Origin of the sequence: Vibrio sp. Vb1127 (assembly GCF_033338735.1) — a bacterium.
In the GTDB taxonomy this organism is placed as follows: domain Bacteria; phylum Pseudomonadota; class Gammaproteobacteria; order Enterobacterales; family Vibrionaceae; genus Vibrio; species Vibrio alginolyticus.
On the sequence record NZ_JAWOTF010000012.1, the window covers coordinates 1 to 18,716 of the forward strand.

The 18,716-nt window shown below is 45.6% G+C and carries 17 protein-coding genes; 15 read left to right on the forward strand and 2 right to left on the reverse strand.

All coding sequences use genetic code 11. The annotated features are described in order from the left end of the window. Positions 1-212 precede the first annotated feature (212 nt). Positions 213-1,391 (reverse strand): 2-octaprenyl-3-methyl-6-methoxy-1,4-benzoquinol hydroxylase, encoded by a 1,179-nt coding sequence (locus R7H07_RS15985; protein ID WP_017821766.1) that lies wholly within the window; start codon positions 1,389-1,391, stop codon positions 213-215. Between the two features lie 257 nt (positions 1,392-1,648). Between R7H07_RS15985 and miaB the strand changes: the two genes are divergently transcribed. The 5 genes from miaB (at position 1,649) to lnt (ending at position 7,267) form a co-directional block, all read left to right on the forward strand. Next, positions 1,649-3,073, forward strand: coding sequence for a tRNA (N6-isopentenyl adenosine(37)-C2)-methylthiotransferase MiaB (gene miaB / locus R7H07_RS15990; protein WP_005373038.1), 1,425 nt, complete (start codon positions 1,649-1,651; stop codon positions 3,071-3,073). Between the two features lie 73 nt (positions 3,074-3,146). Then, complete coding sequence (locus R7H07_RS15995; protein WP_005373033.1) at positions 3,147-4,244, forward strand: PhoH family protein; 1,098 nt, start codon at positions 3,147-3,149, stop codon at positions 4,242-4,244. Positions 4,245-4,246: 2 nt separating this feature from the next. Further along, positions 4,247-4,711 carry an rRNA maturation RNase YbeY gene (ybeY, locus tag R7H07_RS16000; RefSeq protein ID WP_005373030.1) on the forward strand — a complete coding sequence of 155 codons (465 nt, stop codon included), beginning with the start codon at positions 4,247-4,249 and terminating at the stop codon, positions 4,709-4,711. A 105-nt stretch (positions 4,712-4,816) separates the two neighbouring features. Then, positions 4,817-5,716 carry a CNNM family magnesium/cobalt transport protein CorC gene (corC, locus tag R7H07_RS16005; protein WP_005384118.1) on the forward strand — a complete coding sequence of 300 codons (900 nt, stop codon included), beginning with the start codon at positions 4,817-4,819 and terminating at the stop codon, positions 5,714-5,716. 33 nt (positions 5,717-5,749) lie between these two features. Continuing rightward, positions 5,750-7,267, forward strand: coding sequence for an apolipoprotein N-acyltransferase (gene lnt / locus R7H07_RS16010; RefSeq protein WP_064376806.1), 1,518 nt, complete (start codon positions 5,750-5,752; stop codon positions 7,265-7,267). 84 nt (positions 7,268-7,351) lie between these two features. Here the strand turns inward: lnt and R7H07_RS16015 are convergent, their stop codons facing one another. Then, positions 7,352-7,822, reverse strand: a complete 471-nt coding sequence (locus R7H07_RS16015; RefSeq protein ID WP_005373024.1) for a zinc ribbon-containing protein — start codon at positions 7,820-7,822, stop codon at positions 7,352-7,354. A 153-nt stretch (positions 7,823-7,975) separates the two neighbouring features. Here R7H07_RS16015 and leuS point away from each other — a divergent pair, with 153 nt between their 5' ends. From leuS to ybeD, 10 genes are all read left to right on the forward strand, one after another. Beyond that, positions 7,976-10,549 carry a leucine--tRNA ligase gene (gene leuS, locus R7H07_RS16020; protein WP_005384121.1) on the forward strand — a complete coding sequence of 858 codons (2,574 nt, stop codon included), beginning with the start codon at positions 7,976-7,978 and terminating at the stop codon, positions 10,547-10,549. Between the two features lie 152 nt (positions 10,550-10,701). Then, positions 10,702-11,241: an LPS assembly lipoprotein LptE gene (gene lptE / locus R7H07_RS16025; RefSeq protein ID WP_005384122.1), complete on the forward strand. Its 540-nt coding sequence runs from the start codon at positions 10,702-10,704 to the stop codon at positions 11,239-11,241. A gap of 5 nt (positions 11,242-11,246) precedes the next feature. Continuing rightward, positions 11,247-12,266 carry a DNA polymerase III subunit delta gene (holA, locus tag R7H07_RS16030; protein ID WP_172563352.1) on the forward strand — a complete coding sequence of 340 codons (1,020 nt, stop codon included), beginning with the start codon at positions 11,247-11,249 and terminating at the stop codon, positions 12,264-12,266. 88 nt (positions 12,267-12,354) lie between these two features. Then, on the forward strand, positions 12,355-12,672 hold the full coding sequence (gene rsfS, locus R7H07_RS16035) for a ribosome silencing factor (RefSeq protein ID WP_005373015.1): 318 nt from the start codon (positions 12,355-12,357) through the stop codon (positions 12,670-12,672). A 4-nt stretch (positions 12,673-12,676) separates the two neighbouring features. Next, a complete protein-coding gene (rlmH, locus tag R7H07_RS16040; RefSeq protein WP_017821762.1) occupies positions 12,677-13,147 on the forward strand; it encodes a 23S rRNA (pseudouridine(1915)-N(3))-methyltransferase RlmH in 471 nt (156 codons plus the stop codon). A gap of 29 nt (positions 13,148-13,176) precedes the next feature. Next, positions 13,177-15,093, forward strand: coding sequence for a penicillin-binding protein 2 (gene mrdA / locus R7H07_RS16045; protein WP_005373006.1), 1,917 nt, complete (start codon positions 13,177-13,179; stop codon positions 15,091-15,093). After that, on the forward strand, positions 15,093-16,214 hold the full coding sequence (gene rodA, locus R7H07_RS16050; RefSeq protein ID WP_005373004.1) for a rod shape-determining protein RodA: 1,122 nt from the start codon (positions 15,093-15,095) through the stop codon (positions 16,212-16,214). The genes mrdA and rodA overlap by 1 nt, the downstream gene beginning before the upstream one ends. A gap of 2 nt (positions 16,215-16,216) precedes the next feature. Continuing rightward, positions 16,217-17,020, forward strand: a complete 804-nt coding sequence (locus R7H07_RS16055; protein WP_017635670.1) for a septal ring lytic transglycosylase RlpA family protein — start codon at positions 16,217-16,219, stop codon at positions 17,018-17,020. Between the two features lie 91 nt (positions 17,021-17,111). Continuing rightward, positions 17,112-18,290, forward strand: a complete 1,179-nt coding sequence (locus R7H07_RS16060) for a serine hydrolase (protein WP_005384132.1) — start codon at positions 17,112-17,114, stop codon at positions 18,288-18,290. 139 nt (positions 18,291-18,429) lie between these two features. Beyond that, positions 18,430-18,708 carry a DUF493 family protein YbeD gene (gene ybeD, locus R7H07_RS16065; RefSeq protein ID WP_005384135.1) on the forward strand — a complete coding sequence of 93 codons (279 nt, stop codon included), beginning with the start codon at positions 18,430-18,432 and terminating at the stop codon, positions 18,706-18,708. The last annotated feature ends 8 nt before the right edge of the window (positions 18,709-18,716 follow it).

Sequence of the window (18,716 nt, forward strand, 5' to 3'; positions counted from 1 at the left end):
GCGGAATTGGTAGACGCACCAGATTTAGGTTCTGGCGCCGCAAGGTGTGAGAGTTCAAGTCTCTCCTTCCGCACCATTATCGGAAAACCCAGCATGACTTTGCTGGGTTTTTTCTTTTTTTTGGTTCTGGACTCGGGAAATCATTAGATTTGCCGAATTAAAAAAGCGAGCTCATGGCTCGCTTTTTTTCTATCTGTGATTTGAGTAGCTTACTACATACCTAACGCGTATTTCAGTACTTGAGCCTTAATTGGCCCTGAGTTTTCAGCAAGCTTCAATGCAGCATTACGTACGAACTTCAATGGCCCAAGATCGTTGCTAAAACCTTTATAGAAAAAGTCCATGCCCGTCTGCATGAGTAAGTTGTCAGGTCGACGTGCGCGTTCGTATTTCGCGAGTAAGGTATCTTCCAGCTTTTCTTGGTGTTCTGTTACCGAAAGGAGAACGTCTACATCTTTGAAGCCTAAGTTTACCCCTTGCCCTGCAAGCGGATTGATCGTATGAGCAGAGTCACCCACTAACACGCAATTTTTGCTTGAGTAGCTTTGCGCATGACGACGAGTGAGTGGGAATGAGCCAAACTGTAAAACTTCAATATCGCCTAATTCAGCAGGGAAATGACGTAAGATTTCTTCCCTTAGTTGAGGTTTACCCATCGCACACAGTTGTTTAATACGTTTAGGCGAGTCATACCAAACCAAAGAACCTTGGCCTACTACTTGACCATCGTCGTTACTCAAAGAGCACAGAGGTAAAAATGAACGTGGGCCTGAAGGTGTAAATTGTTGCCAAGTAATATCTTGCTGAGGCAATTCTGTTTTCACGTTAATCAACATGCAGTGTTGTCGGTAGTCCCACGCAGTTACACCAATTCCAGCCAATTGACGAACTTTAGAGTTTGCACCATCAGCACCAATCACCCAGTTAGCTTCAAACTGCTCCCCACTTTCTAGTGTCACAAGGTTTACATCTGCAAACTCAATGGCTTTTAATCGCTCAGGACACATCACGGTTAGATTTTCATACTGAGAGAAGACTTGCCAAAGACCTAATTGGATTAGGCGATTTTCAACGATGTAACCTAGCTGATCCAATGACAATTCATCAGAGTGAAAACGAGTACGGCACTCTGGGTGCTCCCAAGTTTCTAAGCGACGATAAGGACAAACTCGCATGCTCTTGATCTCTGACCATGCTCCGAGTGAATCAAGTAACTCCACCGACTGGTGCGAGATTGCAGATACACGAATATCCATCGCCTGAGCGGCATCAAAAACTTTAGGTTTTGTACCTTCAACCAAGACAACGCTTCTGCCCTGCTTGGCAAATCCAACAGCGACGGCTGCCCCAACCATACCGCCACCGATCACGGCGATGTCATACTTGTTCATTTTTCACTCTTCATCGTGCTGATTAATTGGCGTTTTTTATTGTACTTTCCATGGCTATTTTTACAAAATTGTTTAACAAAAAACCTTGTTCTGCATAGGGCGAAAAACTAGATTTCATCAGGCTTTGCAGAGAATTAGCTAGATCACTAGTCAGGTGCTTTTTAAAGCAGTACAATACGCCGCTTACCGCCGTGATGGCGGCTATAATTTGAGCAATAGCTCTCCGATTTAAGTACAACTGAACGAGCGAAAGTGAGATGAGTAAGAAACTGCTAATTAAAACCTGGGGCTGCCAGATGAACGAATACGATTCATCAAAAATGGCCGACCTGCTTAATGCTGCAAACGGCTACGAGCTGACGGAAGAGCCAGAGGAAGCAGACGTACTTCTACTTAACACCTGTTCGATCCGTGAAAAAGCGCAAGAGAAAGTTTTCCACCAGTTAGGCCGCTGGAAAACACTAAAAGATAAAAAACCTGGCGTAGTTATCGGTGTAGGTGGTTGTGTAGCAACGCAAGAAGGTGACCATATTCGTGAACGTGCACCATACGTTGACGTTATTTTTGGCCCACAAACTTTGCACCGCCTACCTGAGATGATCAAACAATCTCAGTCCGATGATGCACCAGTTATGGACATTTCGTTCCCAGAGATCGAAAAATTCGACCGCCTACCTGAACCTCGCGCAGAAGGTGCGACAGCATTCGTTTCTATTATGGAAGGCTGCTCTAAGTACTGTACTTACTGTGTCGTACCGTACACTCGTGGTGAAGAAGTAAGCCGTCCAATGGATGACGTACTGTTCGAAATCGCCCAACTTGCTGAACAAGGCGTACGTGAAGTAAACCTTCTGGGGCAAAACGTAAACGCGTACCGTGGTCCTATGCACGATGGTGAGATCTGTTCATTTGCAGAACTGCTTCGTTTGGTTGCGTCTATCGATGGTATCGACCGTATTCGTTTCACGACGAGCCACCCGTTAGAATTCACAGACGACATCATCGCAGTATACGAAGATACCCCAGAACTTGTTAGCTTCCTGCACTTACCTGTGCAAAGTGGTAGTGACCGTATCCTAACGATGATGAAACGCCCTCACACCGCTATCGAATACAAATCGATCATCCGTAAACTGCGTAAAGCTCGTCCTGATATTCAAATCAGTTCAGACTTTATTGTTGGTTTCCCTGGTGAGACAGACAAAGACTTCCAAGACACCATGAAGCTAATCAAAGATGTAGACTTTGACATGAGCTTCAGCTTTATTTTCTCTCCACGTCCAGGTACGCCAGCAGCGGATTACCCTTGTGATGTGTCAGAACAAGTGAAGAAAGAGCGCCTTTACGAACTACAGCAAACTATCAATGCTCAAGCGATGCGTTACTCTCGCTTAATGCTTGGCACAGAACAACGTGTTCTAGTTGAAGGTCCTTCGAAGAAAAACCTAATGGAACTACGCGCTCGTACAGAAAACAACCGTGTAGTAAACTTTGAAGGTAGTGCAGACCTAATTGGTCAGTTCGTTGATGTGAAGATCGTAGACGTATTTGCAAACTCACTGCGTGGTGAGCTAGTACGTACTGAAAAAGACATGGATCTTCGTAGTGTGATTTCCCCAACGCAGATGATGGCGAAAACACGTCGCGAAGATGAGCTGGGTGTAGCTACTTTTACGCCGTAAGCTCGTATAAATAGCCATGGAGAGCCTGGTCGTTATCAGGCTCTCACTAAGTGGCAAAAAATGAGAGGCAACATTGAGCAATAAAATCGTAACTCTAGAAATTAACCTAGAACCTTCAGACAACCGCCGACTAGCTAGCCTGTGCGGTCCATTCGATGACAACATCAAGCATTTAGAACGTCGTCTAGGCGTTGAAATTAACCACCGTAGTGACCACTTTACGATTGTCGGTAAACCTCATACCGCATCAGCTGCGCTGGATATCCTGAAAACTCTATATGTTGATACCGCACCTGTACGAGGTGAGATCCCAGATATTGAGCCTGAGCAAATCCACCTAGCGATCAAAGAGTCTGGTGTTCTTGAGCAGAATACTGAGTCTAATATCGAGCACGGTAAAGAAGTCTTCGTCAAAACCAAGAAAGGTGTGATCAAACCACGTACGCCAAACCAAGCGCAGTACTTGGTTAACATGGTCACGCATGATATTTCTTTTGGTATTGGCCCGGCTGGTACAGGTAAAACCTACCTTGCTGTAGCAGCAGCTGTTGACGCACTAGAGCGCCAAGAGATCCGCCGTATTCTACTTACTCGTCCAGCGGTTGAAGCTGGTGAGAAATTGGGCTTCCTACCTGGTGATTTAAGCCAGAAAGTCGACCCATACCTACGTCCGCTATACGACGCCCTATTTGAAATGCTGGGCTTTGAGCGCGTAGAGAAGCTGATTGAACGTAACGTGATTGAGGTTGCCCCTCTTGCTTACATGCGTGGTCGTACTCTAAACGACGCCTTTATCATTCTTGATGAGAGTCAGAACACCACAGTTGAACAGATGAAGATGTTCCTAACGCGTATTGGTTTTAACTCTCGCGCAGTTATCACTGGTGATGTCACGCAAATCGACTTACCTCGTGGTGCAAAATCGGGTCTTCGTCATGCTATTGAAGTATTAAGCGAAGTTGACGACATCAGCTTTAACTTCTTCTTAGCCGACGACGTTGTACGTCACCCTGTGGTTGCTCGTATCGTTAACGCGTACGAGAAGTGGGAAGCACAAGACCAGAAAGAGCGTAAAGAGTTCGAGAAACGCCGTCGTGAAGAACGCGATGCGAAGTTACTAGAAGCAGCAAAAGCCGAACTGAATGCACAAGTTGCTTCAACTAAGGAATAATCATGGCGATTGAACTTGATCTGCAGCTGGCAGTCGAAAATGAAGAAGGTCTGCCTTCGCAGCAAGATTTCCAATTGTGGCTAGATAAGACAATTCCTCTCTTCCAGCCACAAGCCGAAGTCACCATTCGTATTGTTGATGAACAAGAAAGTCATACGCTCAACCATGAGTATCGCGGCAAAGATAAACCAACTAATGTGTTGTCGTTTCCATTTGAAGCACCTCCTGGTATGGAAATAGACTTACTTGGTGATTTGATTATTTGCCGCCAAGTTGTTGAAAAAGAGGCGGTTGAACAGAGCAAGCCTCTGCTAGCACATTGGGCGCATATGGTTGTACATGGCAGCTTGCATCTGCTAGGTTATGATCATATAGAGGATGACGAAGCCGAAGAGATGGAGTCCCTCGAAACCGAAATCATGCAAGGTATGGGTTATGAAGATCCTTACATTGCTGAAAAAGAGTAGCTATTGACCACTCGACAGGGAAAGGCGAACCACTTAAATGACTCTCGTGTTCGCCTCTCTATGTGTGCTATCACACTTCTGATAGCGTTACTTAATTGAGAAACAATGAACGAAGATAATTCTCCCTCTTCTAACGAAGATAAGAAAGAAAAGGCAGAAGGTCCGAGTAGAAAGTCCTTCTTTGAACGTCTAGGTCAACTATTTCAGGGCGAACCAAAAGATCGCCAAGAGCTTGTGGATGTTATCCGCGACTCTGAAGTTAACGACCTGATTGACCATGACACTCGCGATATGCTCGAAGGTGTTATGGAAATCTCCGAAATGCGTGTGCGTGACATTATGATCCCGCGTTCGCAAATGGTTACCGTTGAGCGTACTCACGACCTTGATACCTTGGTTGCTTTGATTACCGATGCTCAACACTCTCGCTACCCTGTGATCAGCGAAGATAAAGACCATGTGGAAGGCATACTTCTAGCGAAGGACTTACTTAAATACTTAGGCTCAGGCAGCAATCCATTTGATATCGAAGAAGTCATTCGACCAGCGGTTGTAGTACCGGAAAGTAAACGCGTTGATCGACTGCTGAAAGAATTCCGTGAAGAACGTTATCATATGGCCATTGTTGTCGATGAATTCGGTGGTGTTTCTGGTCTTGTGACCATTGAAGATATCCTTGAGGAAATCGTCGGGGATATTGAAGATGAATTCGATGAAAGTGAAGAGACGGACATTCGTAAACTAAGCAAGCATACGTTTGCTGTCAGAGCGCTGACAACCATCGAAGAGTTTAATGAGACATTCGGAACCAACTTCAGCGATGAGGAAGTTGATACCGTTGGTGGTATGGTCATGACTGCCTTTGGTCACTTACCTTCTCGTGGTGAACTGGTTGAAATTGAAGGCTACAACTTCAAAGTCACCGCTGCCGATAACCGTCGTGTCATTCAACTCCAAGTGACGATCCCAGACGAAGAAACCCTGGTTGAAGCCACTCAAGAGTAACGCGATACCCATTGGGAATCTCAGAAAATTACAATGATGAATGAACTCTTTCATCGCCTTAAGCGGCCCTCAGTGGCCGCTTTTGTTGGCGCCTCTACTACACTCGCTTTCGCTCCTTACCAGCTGTGGCCTATTGCCATTCTTAGCCCAGCAATTCTACTGATTCTTCTTGCTAACCAAACTCCGAAACGCGCACTATGGATTGGTTATGCTTGGGGGTTAGGTCAATTTGCAACTGGCGTTAGCTGGGTTTACGTCAGTATCTCCGGTTTTGGCGGTATGCCGCTCATTGCCAATTTATTTTTAATGGGCTTGCTTGTTGCCTACTTGGCTGTTTATTCAGGCTTATTTGCTTGGCTCAACAACAAGCTGTTTCCTCAATTTACGCTCACAAAAGCACTTCTCGCTGCACCTGCTTTATGGCTGATCAGTGATTGGTTGCGTGGTTGGGTGATGACTGGCTTCCCTTGGTTATGGCTAGGCTATAGCCAGATAGATGCTCCACTCGCAAGCTTTGCACCAATTGGCGGCGTAGAACTGCTTACTCTATTTATCCTTATCAGCGCAGGGGCGTTAGCCTATGCCTGGATTCATAAGCAGTGGCTGATGGTGATTATCCCTGCGGTGCTACTCAGTACTGGCTTTGGGATTCGCAACTACGATTGGGTAACACCCCGACCAGAAGACACGACTAAGCTCGCACTAATTCAAGGTAACGTAGACCAAAACCTAAAGTGGCTACCAAGTCAACGTTGGCCAACCATCATGAAGTACGCTGACTTAACTCGTGAAAACTGGGACGCTGACATTATCGTTTGGCCAGAAGCAGCAATTCCCGCTTTTGAAATTGAAGTGCCTTCATTTTTGAGCAATATCGACAGCGCTGCAAAAATGAATAACAGCGCAATCATCACCGGTGTCGTCAACCAAGCTGAAGATCGACAGTTCTACAACAGTATTCTGTCCCTAGGCATCACACCATACGGTGACTACAGCTTCGATTTAAGCGAACGTTACCATAAGCATCACCTACTACCATTTGGTGAGTTTGTACCATTTGAAGATATTTTGCGCCCATTAGCGCCATTCTTTAACCTACCGATGTCGTCGTTTAGCCGTGGGGCTTTTGTGCAGCCAAACATCGTTGCGAATGGCATGCACATGGCACCAGCGCTTTGCTATGAGATCATCTTTAATGAGCAAGTGCGTCAAAATGTGACTGACGAAACAGACTTCATTCTAACGCTTTCAAATGATGCATGGTTTGGTCACTCTATCGGTCCTCTTCAGCATATGGAGATCGCCCGTATGCGTGCCTTAGAGTTAGGTAAACCGCTCATCCGCTCGACTAACAACGGATTAACAGCGGTAACCGATCACAAAGGTAAAATCGTTGAGCAAGTACCGCAGTTTGAAACTGCAGTACTGCGCGCAGAGCTCACCCCAACCAATGGACAAACGCCATATCGAGTCCTTGGTACTTGGCCATTGTATATTTGGGTTGGGTTGAGTTTAGCGCTGGCGCTCGGCTTAAGAAGAAAACAGAGCTGATAACAGCTTGAAAGTAGAAAAGACAAAAAAGAGGCGACTAAGCCTCTTTTTTATTCATAGCATTATACTGTCGTTACGCGCCATTTATGGCTTTAATGACTGACGAGTAAAGCCTTTGTGACCACATTTAATACACGGAATGATTACAGTTGGGTGGTTATACGTTGTCTTGTGACCACACTCATCACAGACTAAAGTGCCTAAGCCTATCACCTCTCCTGCTTCATATAGCCCTTGATGCTCTAAGTCATCGAACAACTCAACCCACTCAACTTTAGTTCGGTCAGTAATCTCTAACAGCCCTTGCCATATCGAGTCCGCAATCGTTAAGTAAAACGGGCCGCTTTTGCTATCCTCGTAACTCTCTGAAAACTCTTTTAAGTCTGCTTTAAGGTACGCTTTGATTAAAGCCAATTCATCTTTGGTCAAGTCATTAGCAGCATCCACCACTTTGCCCGACGTCTCAATCGCTTTGTTAACTTCTTCCGGACTGTGCTTCAAGGTTTCAATCACATCCTCGAGCATTTCCTCATAACCTGTTTTACGTTTAGGCATAACTGACCTCCATCTTTCTCCTACCTGCGTCACTTAAGGGCGCATGGGTACAGATTGGCTATTGTTGTGATCCCTAGCTTTAGGTATTCTATGACGATCTATTTAAGTCTGTTCTAACCGAACTCACAAATTCCAAGATAACGGATACCATCGATGCAAGAACAATACAACCCACAAGATATTGAACAAAAAGTTCAAAAGCACTGGGATGACAACAAAACCTTTGTTGTAAGTGAAGACCCAAATAAAGAAAAATTCTACTGTCTGTCCATGTTCCCATACCCAAGTGGTCGACTGCACATGGGTCACGTGCGCAACTACACTATCGGTGATGTAGTATCTCGTTTCCAACGCCTACAAGGCAAAAACGTGATGCAACCTATCGGTTGGGACGCATTCGGTCTACCTGCAGAAAACGCAGCAGTAAAAAACAAAACTGCGCCAGCACCTTGGACTTACGAAAACATCGAATACATGAAGAACCAACTTAAGCTTCTAGGCTTTGGTTACGATTGGAACCGTGAATTCGCAACATGTACACCGGAGTACTACCGCTGGGAACAAGAGTTCTTCACTAAACTTTACGAGAAAGGTTTAGTTTACAAAAAGACTTCTTCTGTTAACTGGTGTCCTAACGACCAAACTGTTCTTGCAAACGAGCAGGTTGAAGACGGTTGTTGCTGGCGTTGTGATACGCCTGTAGAGCAAAAAGAAATCCCTCAATGGTTCATCAAAATCACTGAGTACGCTCAAGAGCTACTAGACGACTTAGACAAGCTTGAAGGTTGGCCTGAAATGGTGAAGACCATGCAGCGCAACTGGATTGGTCGTTCTGAAGGTGTTGAACTGAAGTTTGAAGTTAAGGGTCAACAAGACCTAGAAGTTTACACAACACGTCCAGATACGCTAATGGGTGTGACTTACGTGGGTATCGCAGCCGGCCACCCTCTTGCAGCTCTTGCAGCAGAGAACAATCCAGAGCTTGCAGCGTTTATCGACGAATGTAAGAACAACAAGGTTGCAGAAGCTGAGCTAGCGACAATGGAGAAGAAAGGTATGGCAACTGGCCTTACTGCGATTCATCCATTGAACGGCCGCGAAGTACCAGTATACGTAGCAAACTTTGTACTGATGGACTACGGTACAGGCGCGGTAATGGCAGTACCTGCACACGACCAACGTGACTACGAGTTCGCAACGAAGTACGGTCTAGACATCGTGCCTGTTATCAAGCCTGCTGATGGCAGCGAGCTAGACATTTCTGAAGCGGCATACACAGAGAAAGGCGTACTGTTCGATTCTGGTGAATTCGACGGCCTAGAATTCCAAGCGGCGTTCGATGCAATTGCAGCGAAGCTAGAAGCAGAAGGCAAAGGCACTAAGACTGTAAACTTCCGTCTACGCGACTGGGGTGTATCTCGTCAACGTTACTGGGGCGCACCAATCCCAATGGTAACGACTGAAGACGGTGAAGTTCACCCAGTACCTGCTGACCAACTACCAGTGATTCTTCCAGAAGACGTGGTAATGGACGGCGTAACCAGCCCAATCAAAGCAGACAAAGAGTGGGCGAAGACAACCTTTAACGGCGAACCTGCTCTACGTGAGACAGATACGTTCGATACGTTCATGGAATCTTCTTGGTACTACGCGCGTTACTGTTCACCACAAGCGGACGACATCCTAGACCCAGAAAAAGCAAACTACTGGCTACCAGTAGATCAGTACATCGGTGGTATCGAGCACGCTTGTATGCACCTACTGTACTCACGCTTCTTCCACAAACTACTGCGCGATGCGGGTTACGTAACTTCTGACGAACCGTTCAAGCAACTACTGTGTCAAGGCATGGTACTGGCTGATGCGTTCTACTTCGAGAACGAGAAAGGCGGCAAAGAGTGGGTAGCTCCAACAGACGTAGCCGTTGAACGTGATGGTAAAGGCCGCATTACTTCTGCTAAAGACACTGAAGGTCGTGATGTAACGCACTCAGGCATGATCAAGATGTCTAAGTCTAAGAACAACGGTATCGACCCTCAAGAAATGGTAGACAAGTACGGCGCTGACACAGTACGTCTATTCATGATGTTCGCGTCTCCAGCGGACATGACACTTGAATGGCAAGAGTCTGGCGTAGAAGGTGCGAACCGCTTCCTAAAACGTGTTTGGAAACTAGTTAAAGAGCACACAGCGAAAGGCGCAGCAGAAGCAGTAGATACCTCAGCGCTTTCTGGTGATCAAAAAGCACTTCGCCGCGACGTTCACAAAACTATCGCGAAAGTGACGGACGATATCGCTCGTCGTCAAACATTCAACACCGCGATCGCAGCGATCATGGAGCTGATGAACAAACTAGCGAAAGCGCCTCAAGAATCTGCGCAAGATCGTGCAATCCTTGACGAAGCACTGAAAGCTATTGTTGTCATGCTTTACCCTATCACTCCGCATATCTCATACGAGCTATGGGCAGCACTAGGTGAAACAGACATTGATAACGCGGCATGGCCGACGTTTGACGAAAAAGCGCTAGTTGAAGACGAAAAAACTATCGTTGTTCAAGTTAACGGTAAGCTACGTGCGAAGCTAACAGTCCCAGCGGATATCTCTAAAGACGATATCGAACAGCTTGGTCTAAACGACGAAAACGTGGTTAAGTTCACTGATGGCCTGACTATTCGTAAAGTTATTTACGTTCCAGGTAAACTGCTGAACATCGTTGCAAACTAATCACAGCTTGCAATTTGTCTCTGTTTAGCGAACTTATTTGTTTACCAAGAGTCATTAAACAGGGTAGTTCGCTACCCTGTTTATTTACCTCAAACCATTCACATGAGTGGTTTAAGGTAAATAACCCCTTCAATTTAGGATGAATACAATCAATGCGCTTTTTCTCTTTGATTAAACTACCAGTGGTATTGGTATTAGCGGGGCTTCTTTCTGCCTGTGGTTTTCACCTTCGCGGCGAGTATTCCGTACCGGAAGAGCTGCACACTATGTCTTTCTCCAGCTACGATGAATACAGTGAATTAACTCGCTATGTTCGCTCTCAACTCGAACTGAACAAAGTTGAACTTGTTCAACCCTCATCGACGGTACCCAACCTTCATTTGACGGAAGCGACAATCGATGAGCGTACACTATCGCTTTATCAAAATAGCCGTGCAGCAGAAAAAGAGCTGACATACGTAGTAAAATACCGTGTGACAATTCCTGGCTATGGTTCTAAAAACTTTACGACAACAGTAAACCGCAACTACCTAGACAACCCGTTGACCGCACTTGCAAAATCTGTTGAGCGTGACGTAATTGAAGACGAGATGCGCTTGCAAGCTGCAAAACAGATGATGCGCCAGTTGGGCCGTATTCGTGCCGAATATGAAGCAGGACAAATCTCTGAGCCAGCGAACAAAAACTCTTAGTCACTATGCGAATTTATGCCGATAAGCTAACGGATCATTTAACTAAACAAGTTAAACAGGTTTACTTAATCTTTGGTAATGAGCCGTTACTGATTCAAGAAAGCCGCCAAGCAATCCAAAAGGCAGCGTTTCAGCAAGGTTTTGAGGAAAAACACCGTTTTGCGGTGGATGCTAGCATAGACTGGAACCTAGTTTACGACTGTTTCCAAGCGATGAGCCTGTTTTCAAACCGTCAATTGATTGAGCTTGAAATTCCTGAAAGTGGCGTAACAACCGCCGTCAGCAAAGAGCTGCAAACACTGTGTGATATGCTTCATGATGACATCATGCTCGTCATTGTTGGTAGCAAACTGACCAAAGCCCAAGAAAATGCGAAATGGTTCAAAGCATTAAGCTCAAAAGGCGATTGGGTAAGCTGCTTGTCGCCAGACCTTCAACGCCTACCTATGTTCATTCAGACACGTTGCCGCACGTTGGGACTAAAACCCGATCAGCAATCACTGCAAATGTTGGCTCAATGGCATGAAGGTAACCTATTTGCATTGACACAAAGCTTAGAGAAATTGGCCCTACTCTATCCGGATGGTGAGCTGACCATCATACGTTTAGAGGAAGCCCTAAGTCGCCATAATCACTTCACTACCTTTAACTGGATCGACGCCTTACTGGCAGGTAAAGCAAACCGTGCACAACGCATTCTTCGCCAACTTGAGGCGGAAGGGGTTGAGACCGTGATCTTGATTCGAAGTGTACAAAAAGAGTTGAGCCAACTTTTAAATATGCATCAAGACTTAACTCAAATGGGAATGAACCAGGTATTTGAGAAATATCGAGTTTGGCAAAACAAGCGTCCACTCTATAACGCAGCACTGACCCGCTTATCGGCGAGTCGTATTTGTGCATTGCTCTCCTTGTTGGCTCAAGCAGAGATAAAAGCCAAAACTCAATATGACGAGTCTGTATGGCCAACTATTCATCAGTTGAGCTTAGAAACCTGCTCTCCTGATATTAAGCTGGCAATTTAAAAATCAAAGCGTGATATAGTGCGCGACCTGTTTTGCAAGCAAGAATGTAAAACACTGTAGAGATAAGAGACAAACCGAGGAAAACCGAGTGCTTCGCGAAGAACTGAAAGACTTTTTAGCTGATAAAGCCGACGACATGAAAGCGGAAGACATTATCGTCCTAAATGTGGAAGATAAATCAAGCGTGACAGATTACATGATCATCTGTACTGGTACATCCAAACGCCACGTTTCATCCATCGCTGACCATGTTGCAACAGAAGTGAAAAAAGCCGGTCTTGAGCCACTAGGAATGGAAGGTGAAAACGAAGGTGAATGGGTAGTCCTAGATATGGGCGACGCCATGCTTCACGTGATGCAAGAAGAGCACCGCGAACTCTACCAGCTAGAAAAACTCTGGGGTTAATCTTTTGAAAATTCAACTAATTGCTGTTGGCACAAAAATGCCAAAATGGGTTGAGGAAGGCTTTCAAGAATATCGTCGCCGTTTCCCGCATGATATGCCGTTGGAGTTGATTGAAATCTCTGCTGGCAAGCGTGGTAAGAATGCCGATATCGCTCGCATCCTGCAAAAAGAAGGGGAAGCGATGCTCGCGGCGGTACCAAAAGGCAACCGTATCGTCACGTTAGATATCCCTGGTAAAAAATGGGACACTCCTCAACTCGCTGAGCAGTTAGAAGCTTGGAAATTAGATGGCCGTGATGTATCAATATTAATCGGCGGTCCCGAAGGACTCGCTCCTGCATGCAAAGCTGCAGCAGACCAAAGCTGGTCATTGTCTGCCTTAACGCTACCCCACCCTCTAGTGCGTATCGTAATGGCAGAAAGCTTGTACCGAGCGTGGAGCATCACCGCTAACCACCCTTATCATCGCGAATAATCGTTGTTTAACTTTAGAGCCAAGCGTTAATGATTCGTAAACGCCGCAGTCAAATCCGAGATTATCAAGCCGAAGCGCGTCTGTTTGCCAGCCGCGCTATTGTTGCTTTTATCGGCATTGTTGTCTTGATGGGAGCTCTGGTTGCCAACATGTACAACATTCAGGTGAACCAGTTTCAAGACTATCAAACCCGCTCGAACGATAACCGCATCAAAGTAGTGCCTATCGCGCCTAACCGAGGTCTAATTTATGACCGAAATGGCGTTTTACTGGCAGAGAACCGTCCTGTCTTTAACTTAGAACTGACCCCAGAAAAAATTAAAGACATTGATGCAACCATCCAAGAATTACAAACTATTCTGGAAATTACACCAGACCAGATTGAACGTTTCCACCACGAGCGTAAACGGACTCGTCGATTTAAATCGGTCCCACTGCTTACCCAACTGAACGAAAAACAAGTAGCGGTATTCTCCGTCAATCAGTACCGCTTTCCAGGTGTGGAAATAAGTGCGACCTTAAAGCGCTACTACCCTTTCAGCGAAGTCTTAACCCACGTGATTGGGTATGTTTCTCGAATCAATGATCGCGACATGCAGCGCCTGATCCGAGAAGAAAAAGACGCAAACTATCAAGCCACTCGCGACATTGGTAAGCTGGGTATTGAAAAATACTACGAAGACCTCTTACACGGTACAGCCGGATATCAAGAAGTCGAGGTAAACAGCCGCGGCCGAGTAATTCGTACCTTAAAGTACGTTCCACCTGTACCCGGAAAAGACATCGTTTTAAACCTTGATATCAACTTGCAGTTGTACGTACACCAATTATTGGACGGCCGCCGAGGCAGTGCTGTAGTAATCGATCCTAGAGACAACGGCGTACTGGCTATGGTTTCGAGCCCTAGCTACGATCCTAACTCGTTCGTGCACGGAATCTCAGGTAAAGACTATCGCGCCCTTTTGAACGATAAAAACCGTCCTTTGGTCAACCGCACTACTCTTGGCATTTACCCTCCTGCGTCTACCATCAAACCATTTATGGCGGTAGCCGCGCTGCAAGAAGGTGTCGTCACACCTAACACCACACGAAATGACCCTGGTTATTGGCGCATACCAAACTCCAACACACGCCCGTTTCGTGACTGGTTGCGTTGGGGGCACGGGCGCGTCGATATCATTAAGTCGATCGAAGAGTCTGTTGATACCTTCTACTATCAAATCGCTTATGACATGGGTATTGACCGTATTTCGAATTGGATGATGATGTTCGGTTTTGGTGATTACACTGGCATTGATATCTACGAAGAAAGTAAGGCGAATATGCCGACTCGTGACTGGAAAATGTCTCGCCATAAAACCCCATGGTATAAAGGTGATACGATCCCTGTAGGTATCGGCCAAGGATATTGGACAGCAACACCAATGCAAATCGCCAAAGCAACCTCCGTATTAGTAAACGAGGGAGAAGTGATCGCACCTCACTTGCTCAAAGCGACGATAGAAAATGGTAACGACTTCGAAGAGCAGCAAGCGACAGAATACGTGACTTACCCACCAATCAAGAATGTGCCTAAAAAGTACTGGGATATGGCGAAAGAAGGCATGCGTCGGGTAAACCATGGCACGCGCGGAACAGCTCGCCGCTCATTCTACAAAATGAATTATGAAACAGCGGGTAAATCAGGTACTGCACAGGTCTTCGGTCTGGGTGAAAACGAAGAATACAACGCCGATGAGATCGCCGAGCACTTACGTGACCATGCGTTATTTACTGGCTTTGCACCATTTGATGATCCTAAAGTGGTCGTCACTGTAGTACTAGAAAATGCCGGTGGTGGTTCTAGTAACGGTGCCCCAGTAGTAAGGAAAATTTTTGACCGAGTCGTTCTTGGTCCAGAAGAAATTGAGCCTGAAAACAATGCGAAGAAAGAGGTAAAACAGTAATGAAGATGGATCCCTCTACAGGTAAAAATCGCGCCCTGTTTGAACGCTTCCATATCGACTTACCACTCCTACTTGGCATACTGGCCCTGATGGGGTTTGGCCTGGTGATCATGTACAGCGCCAGTGGCCAAAGTTTACTGATGATGGATCGCCAAGCCATGCGAATGGTGCTTTCACTCGTTGTGATGCTCGTCCTTGCACAGCTTTCTCCACGAACTTACGAAAGCTTGGCACCTTTGATGTTCGTTGGTGGCGTTATACTGCTTTTCGGCGTGCTGTTTTTCGGTGAAGCATCGAAAGGCGCGCAGCGTTGGCTTAACCTCGGTTTTGTGCGCTTTCAACCGTCAGAGCTATTGAAGCTCGCAGTGCCATTAATGGTGGCTCGCTATGTCGGTAGACAGCCCCTTCCACCAACGCTAAAAACACTCATTGTTGCACTGATTATGGTCTGCTTACCAACCATTCTCATTGCAAAGCAGCCTGACTTAGGTACCTCGATCCTGATCGCCGCTTCCGGTATTTTTGTTATCTTCCTCGCCGGCATTAGCTGGAAAATCATCGCTGGTGCTGCGATTGCATTAGGTGGTTTCATTCCAATTCTGTGGTTTTTCTTGATGCGAGAGTATCAAAAAGTGCGAGTTCGTACTCTATTTAACCCGGAATCTGATCCGCTAGGAGCGGGCTACCACATTATTCAGAGTAAAATTGCGATTGGCTCCGGTGGTATTTCCGGCAAAGGTTGGTTGCAAGGTACGCAGTCACAACTAGAATTTCTTCCAGAACGACACACTGACTTTATCTTTGCAGTAATTGCTGAAGAATGGGGTATGATTGGCTTCCTTTGCCTTTTAGCCATCTATCTATTTATTATTGGACGAGGTTTATATCTCGCCAGCCAAGCGCAAACCGCATTTGGACGAATGATGGCAGGCAGTATTGTACTCAGCTTCTTCGTGTATATTTTTGTAAATATTGGCATGGTAAGTGGCATCCTACCTGTAGTAGGTGTACCGTTGCCACTCATCAGTTATGGCGGCACATCAATGGTAACCTTGATGGCTGGTTTTGGTATTCTGATGTCGATTCATACGCACCGAAAAGCATTCTCTAAGGCGACCTAGACATGCAAAAACGCGCTTTATATTCCTTGGTTTTCTCTGCTCTTATTTTGGCAGGCTGTTCATCAACTAGCCAAAAAGAACAAGAAGGCCGTTACGAACTCGAATCTGATGTTGCACCGGATACACCGCTTTCAGTCGAACACATCGAGGATGCGCATCCTAAATATGAACCGTACAGCCTAGGTGGGAACAAAGATTACCACTTGCGTGGCAAAGACTACAAAATAGTTCGCAATGCGAAAGGCTTTAAAGAAAAAGGCCGCGCATCTTGGTATGGGAAAAAATTCCAAGGTCATTTGACTTCTAATGGCGAAATCTATGACATGTACTCAATGACGGCAGCGCATAAAACGCTACCGTTACCAAGTTACGTAAAAGTTACCAATACTGACAACGGCAAAACCACCATAGTACGAGTTAATGACCGAGGTCCTTTTCACGATGGCCGTATCATTGATTTAAGCTATGCCGCCGCGCACAAGTTAGATGTCATAAAAACAGGCACCGCGAACGTGGAAATTGAAGTGATCAGTATCAATCAGCCCACGGACAAAAAGTCATTAGAAGCGCACCCTAGGTACGTTATTCAAGTGGCATCATCAAAAAATGAAGAACGCGCGCGAACTTTAGGTACCGAGCTTGGTCAAAAATTGGATACAGAAACTTTCCTAGAGAGTGCGAAAGAGTCTTATCGCTTGTTGTTAGGGCCATTTACTGACTATTCCCTGACGCAAGCCACATTAGATAAAGTAAAGTTGCTCGGCTATTCGTCTGCATTTATTAAAAAACACAACACTGCCAAATGACCTCGTGTCATGAATTTCTCTTTGATCCCCCTCTTACATAACTAGGGATTCTGATAAGATGTCTGCAGTTAACCCAAAAATTTGAATTACCATGAATAAAAATAAGTTTGTGAAATCTATTCTCGTTTCTTCGGTTGCCCTTTCTGCAACTTTCGCTCAATCTGCTCTTGCATCACCTATCGTTGTTCCAGATGCCCCTCAAATCGCGGCGAAGGGCTACGTGCTGATGGATTACCATTCAGGTAAAGTACTGGCAGAGAAAGAGATGAACACAAAATTGTCTCCAGCTAGTCTGACTAAGATGATGACCAGCTATGTAATCGGCCAAGAGCTAGCGCGTGGTAATATCTCAGAAGATGATGATGTCACCATCAGTAAAAATGCGTGGGCGAAAAACTTCCCTGATTCATCAAAGATGTTCATTGAAGTAGGCACAACAGTTAAAGTACGTGACCTGAACCGAGGTATCATCGTCCAGTCAGGTAACGATGCCTGTGTTGCGATGGCAGAACATATTGCAGGTTCAGAAGATGCATTTGTTGACCTAATGAACGCTTGGGCCAACACATTGGGTATGACTAACTCGCACTTTGCCAACGTTCATGGCTTAGATAACGCAGAATTGTACTCAACACCATACGACATGGCACTGCTAGGTAAAGCACTTATCCGTGACGTACCAAATGAGTACCGAGTGTACTCAGAGAAGAAATTTACTTACAACGGCATCACCCAATACAACCGTAACGGTCTACTTTGGGATAAGAGCATGAACGTTGACGGCATCAAAACGGGTCACACAAGTAATGCGGGTTACAGCCTAGTAAGTTCAGCAACTGAAGGTCAAATGCGCTTGGTTGCGGTCGTTATGGGTACTAAAGATGCCAATGCTCGTAAGTCAGAAAGTAAAAAGCTGCTAAGCTACGGCTTCCGTTTCTTCGAAACAGTGGCACCGCACAAAGCAGGTGAAACGTTCGTAGAAGAAAAAGTGTGGATGGGTAACAAAGACACCGTAGCACTGGGTCTTGACCAAGATACTTACGTAACACTACCGCGTGGTGAAGCGAAAAACCTAAAAGCAAGCTTCGTCCTTGAAAAAGAGCTAGAAGCCCCAATTAATAAAGGTGATGTAGTTGGTAAGCTATACTATCAGATCGATGGTGAAGATATTGCCGAATACCCACTAATGGCACTAGAAACCGTAGAGCAAGGTAGTCTATTTAGCCGCATGTGGGATTACATCGTATTGTTATTCAAGAGCTTCTTCTAAAAAGAACATTAGAGTAGCAAACTTATTCGCAAAGCCGCCTGAATGGGCGGCTTTTTAAGTTTGAGCTCCTCGTCTTGAGTTCCCCCTAATTTGACTGTACTATTTCGCACCGCAACGAATATCTACTGGAGTTATCGATATGCTAACCATCAACTCTGATGCAAAATTAAAAGACCTGCTTGAGTTCCCTTGTTCATTTACTTACAAGGTAATGGGTCATGCAAAGCCTGAACTTCCAGAGCTTGTTCTTGAAGTTATTCAGCGCCATGCTCCAGGTGACTACAGCCCGACCGTTAAACCAAGTGCTAAGGGCAACTACCACTCTGTGTCAATCAACATTACTGCAACCTCTATCGAGCAGGTTGAGACACTGTACAAAGAGTTAGGTGAAATTGACATCGTACGCATGGTTCTATAATTTTTTGA

Bases quoted from the DNA above. Each gene is read 5' to 3' on its own strand.
- R7H07_RS15985 (WP_017821766.1), bottom strand. From the start codon at position 1,391: ATGAACAAGTATGACATCGCCGTGATCGGTGGCGGTATGGTTGGGGCA.
- mrdA (WP_005373006.1), top strand. From the start codon at position 13,177: ATGATTCGTAAACGCCGCAGTCAAATCCGAGATTATCAAGCCGAAGCG.
- rodA (WP_005373004.1), top strand. From the start codon at position 15,093: ATGAAGATGGATCCCTCTACAGGTAAAAATCGCGCCCTGTTTGAACGC.
- lptE (WP_005384122.1), top strand. From the start codon at position 10,702: ATGCGCTTTTTCTCTTTGATTAAACTACCAGTGGTATTGGTATTAGCG.
- corC (WP_005384118.1), top strand. From the start codon at position 4,817: ATGAACGAAGATAATTCTCCCTCTTCTAACGAAGATAAGAAAGAAAAG.
- R7H07_RS16015 (WP_005373024.1), bottom strand. From the start codon at position 7,822: ATGCCTAAACGTAAAACAGGTTATGAGGAAATGCTCGAGGATGTGATT.
- R7H07_RS16055 (WP_017635670.1), top strand. From the start codon at position 16,217: ATGCAAAAACGCGCTTTATATTCCTTGGTTTTCTCTGCTCTTATTTTG.
- leuS (WP_005384121.1), top strand. From the start codon at position 7,976: ATGCAAGAACAATACAACCCACAAGATATTGAACAAAAAGTTCAAAAG.
- ybeY (WP_005373030.1), top strand. From the start codon at position 4,247: ATGGCGATTGAACTTGATCTGCAGCTGGCAGTCGAAAATGAAGAAGGT.
- holA (WP_172563352.1), top strand. From the start codon at position 11,247: ATGCGAATTTATGCCGATAAGCTAACGGATCATTTAACTAAACAAGTT.
- lnt (WP_064376806.1), top strand. From the start codon at position 5,750: ATGATGAATGAACTCTTTCATCGCCTTAAGCGGCCCTCAGTGGCCGCT.
- ybeD (WP_005384135.1), top strand. From the start codon at position 18,430: ATGCTAACCATCAACTCTGATGCAAAATTAAAAGACCTGCTTGAGTTC.
- R7H07_RS16060 (WP_005384132.1), top strand. From the start codon at position 17,112: ATGAATAAAAATAAGTTTGTGAAATCTATTCTCGTTTCTTCGGTTGCC.
- miaB (WP_005373038.1), top strand. From the start codon at position 1,649: ATGAGTAAGAAACTGCTAATTAAAACCTGGGGCTGCCAGATGAACGAA.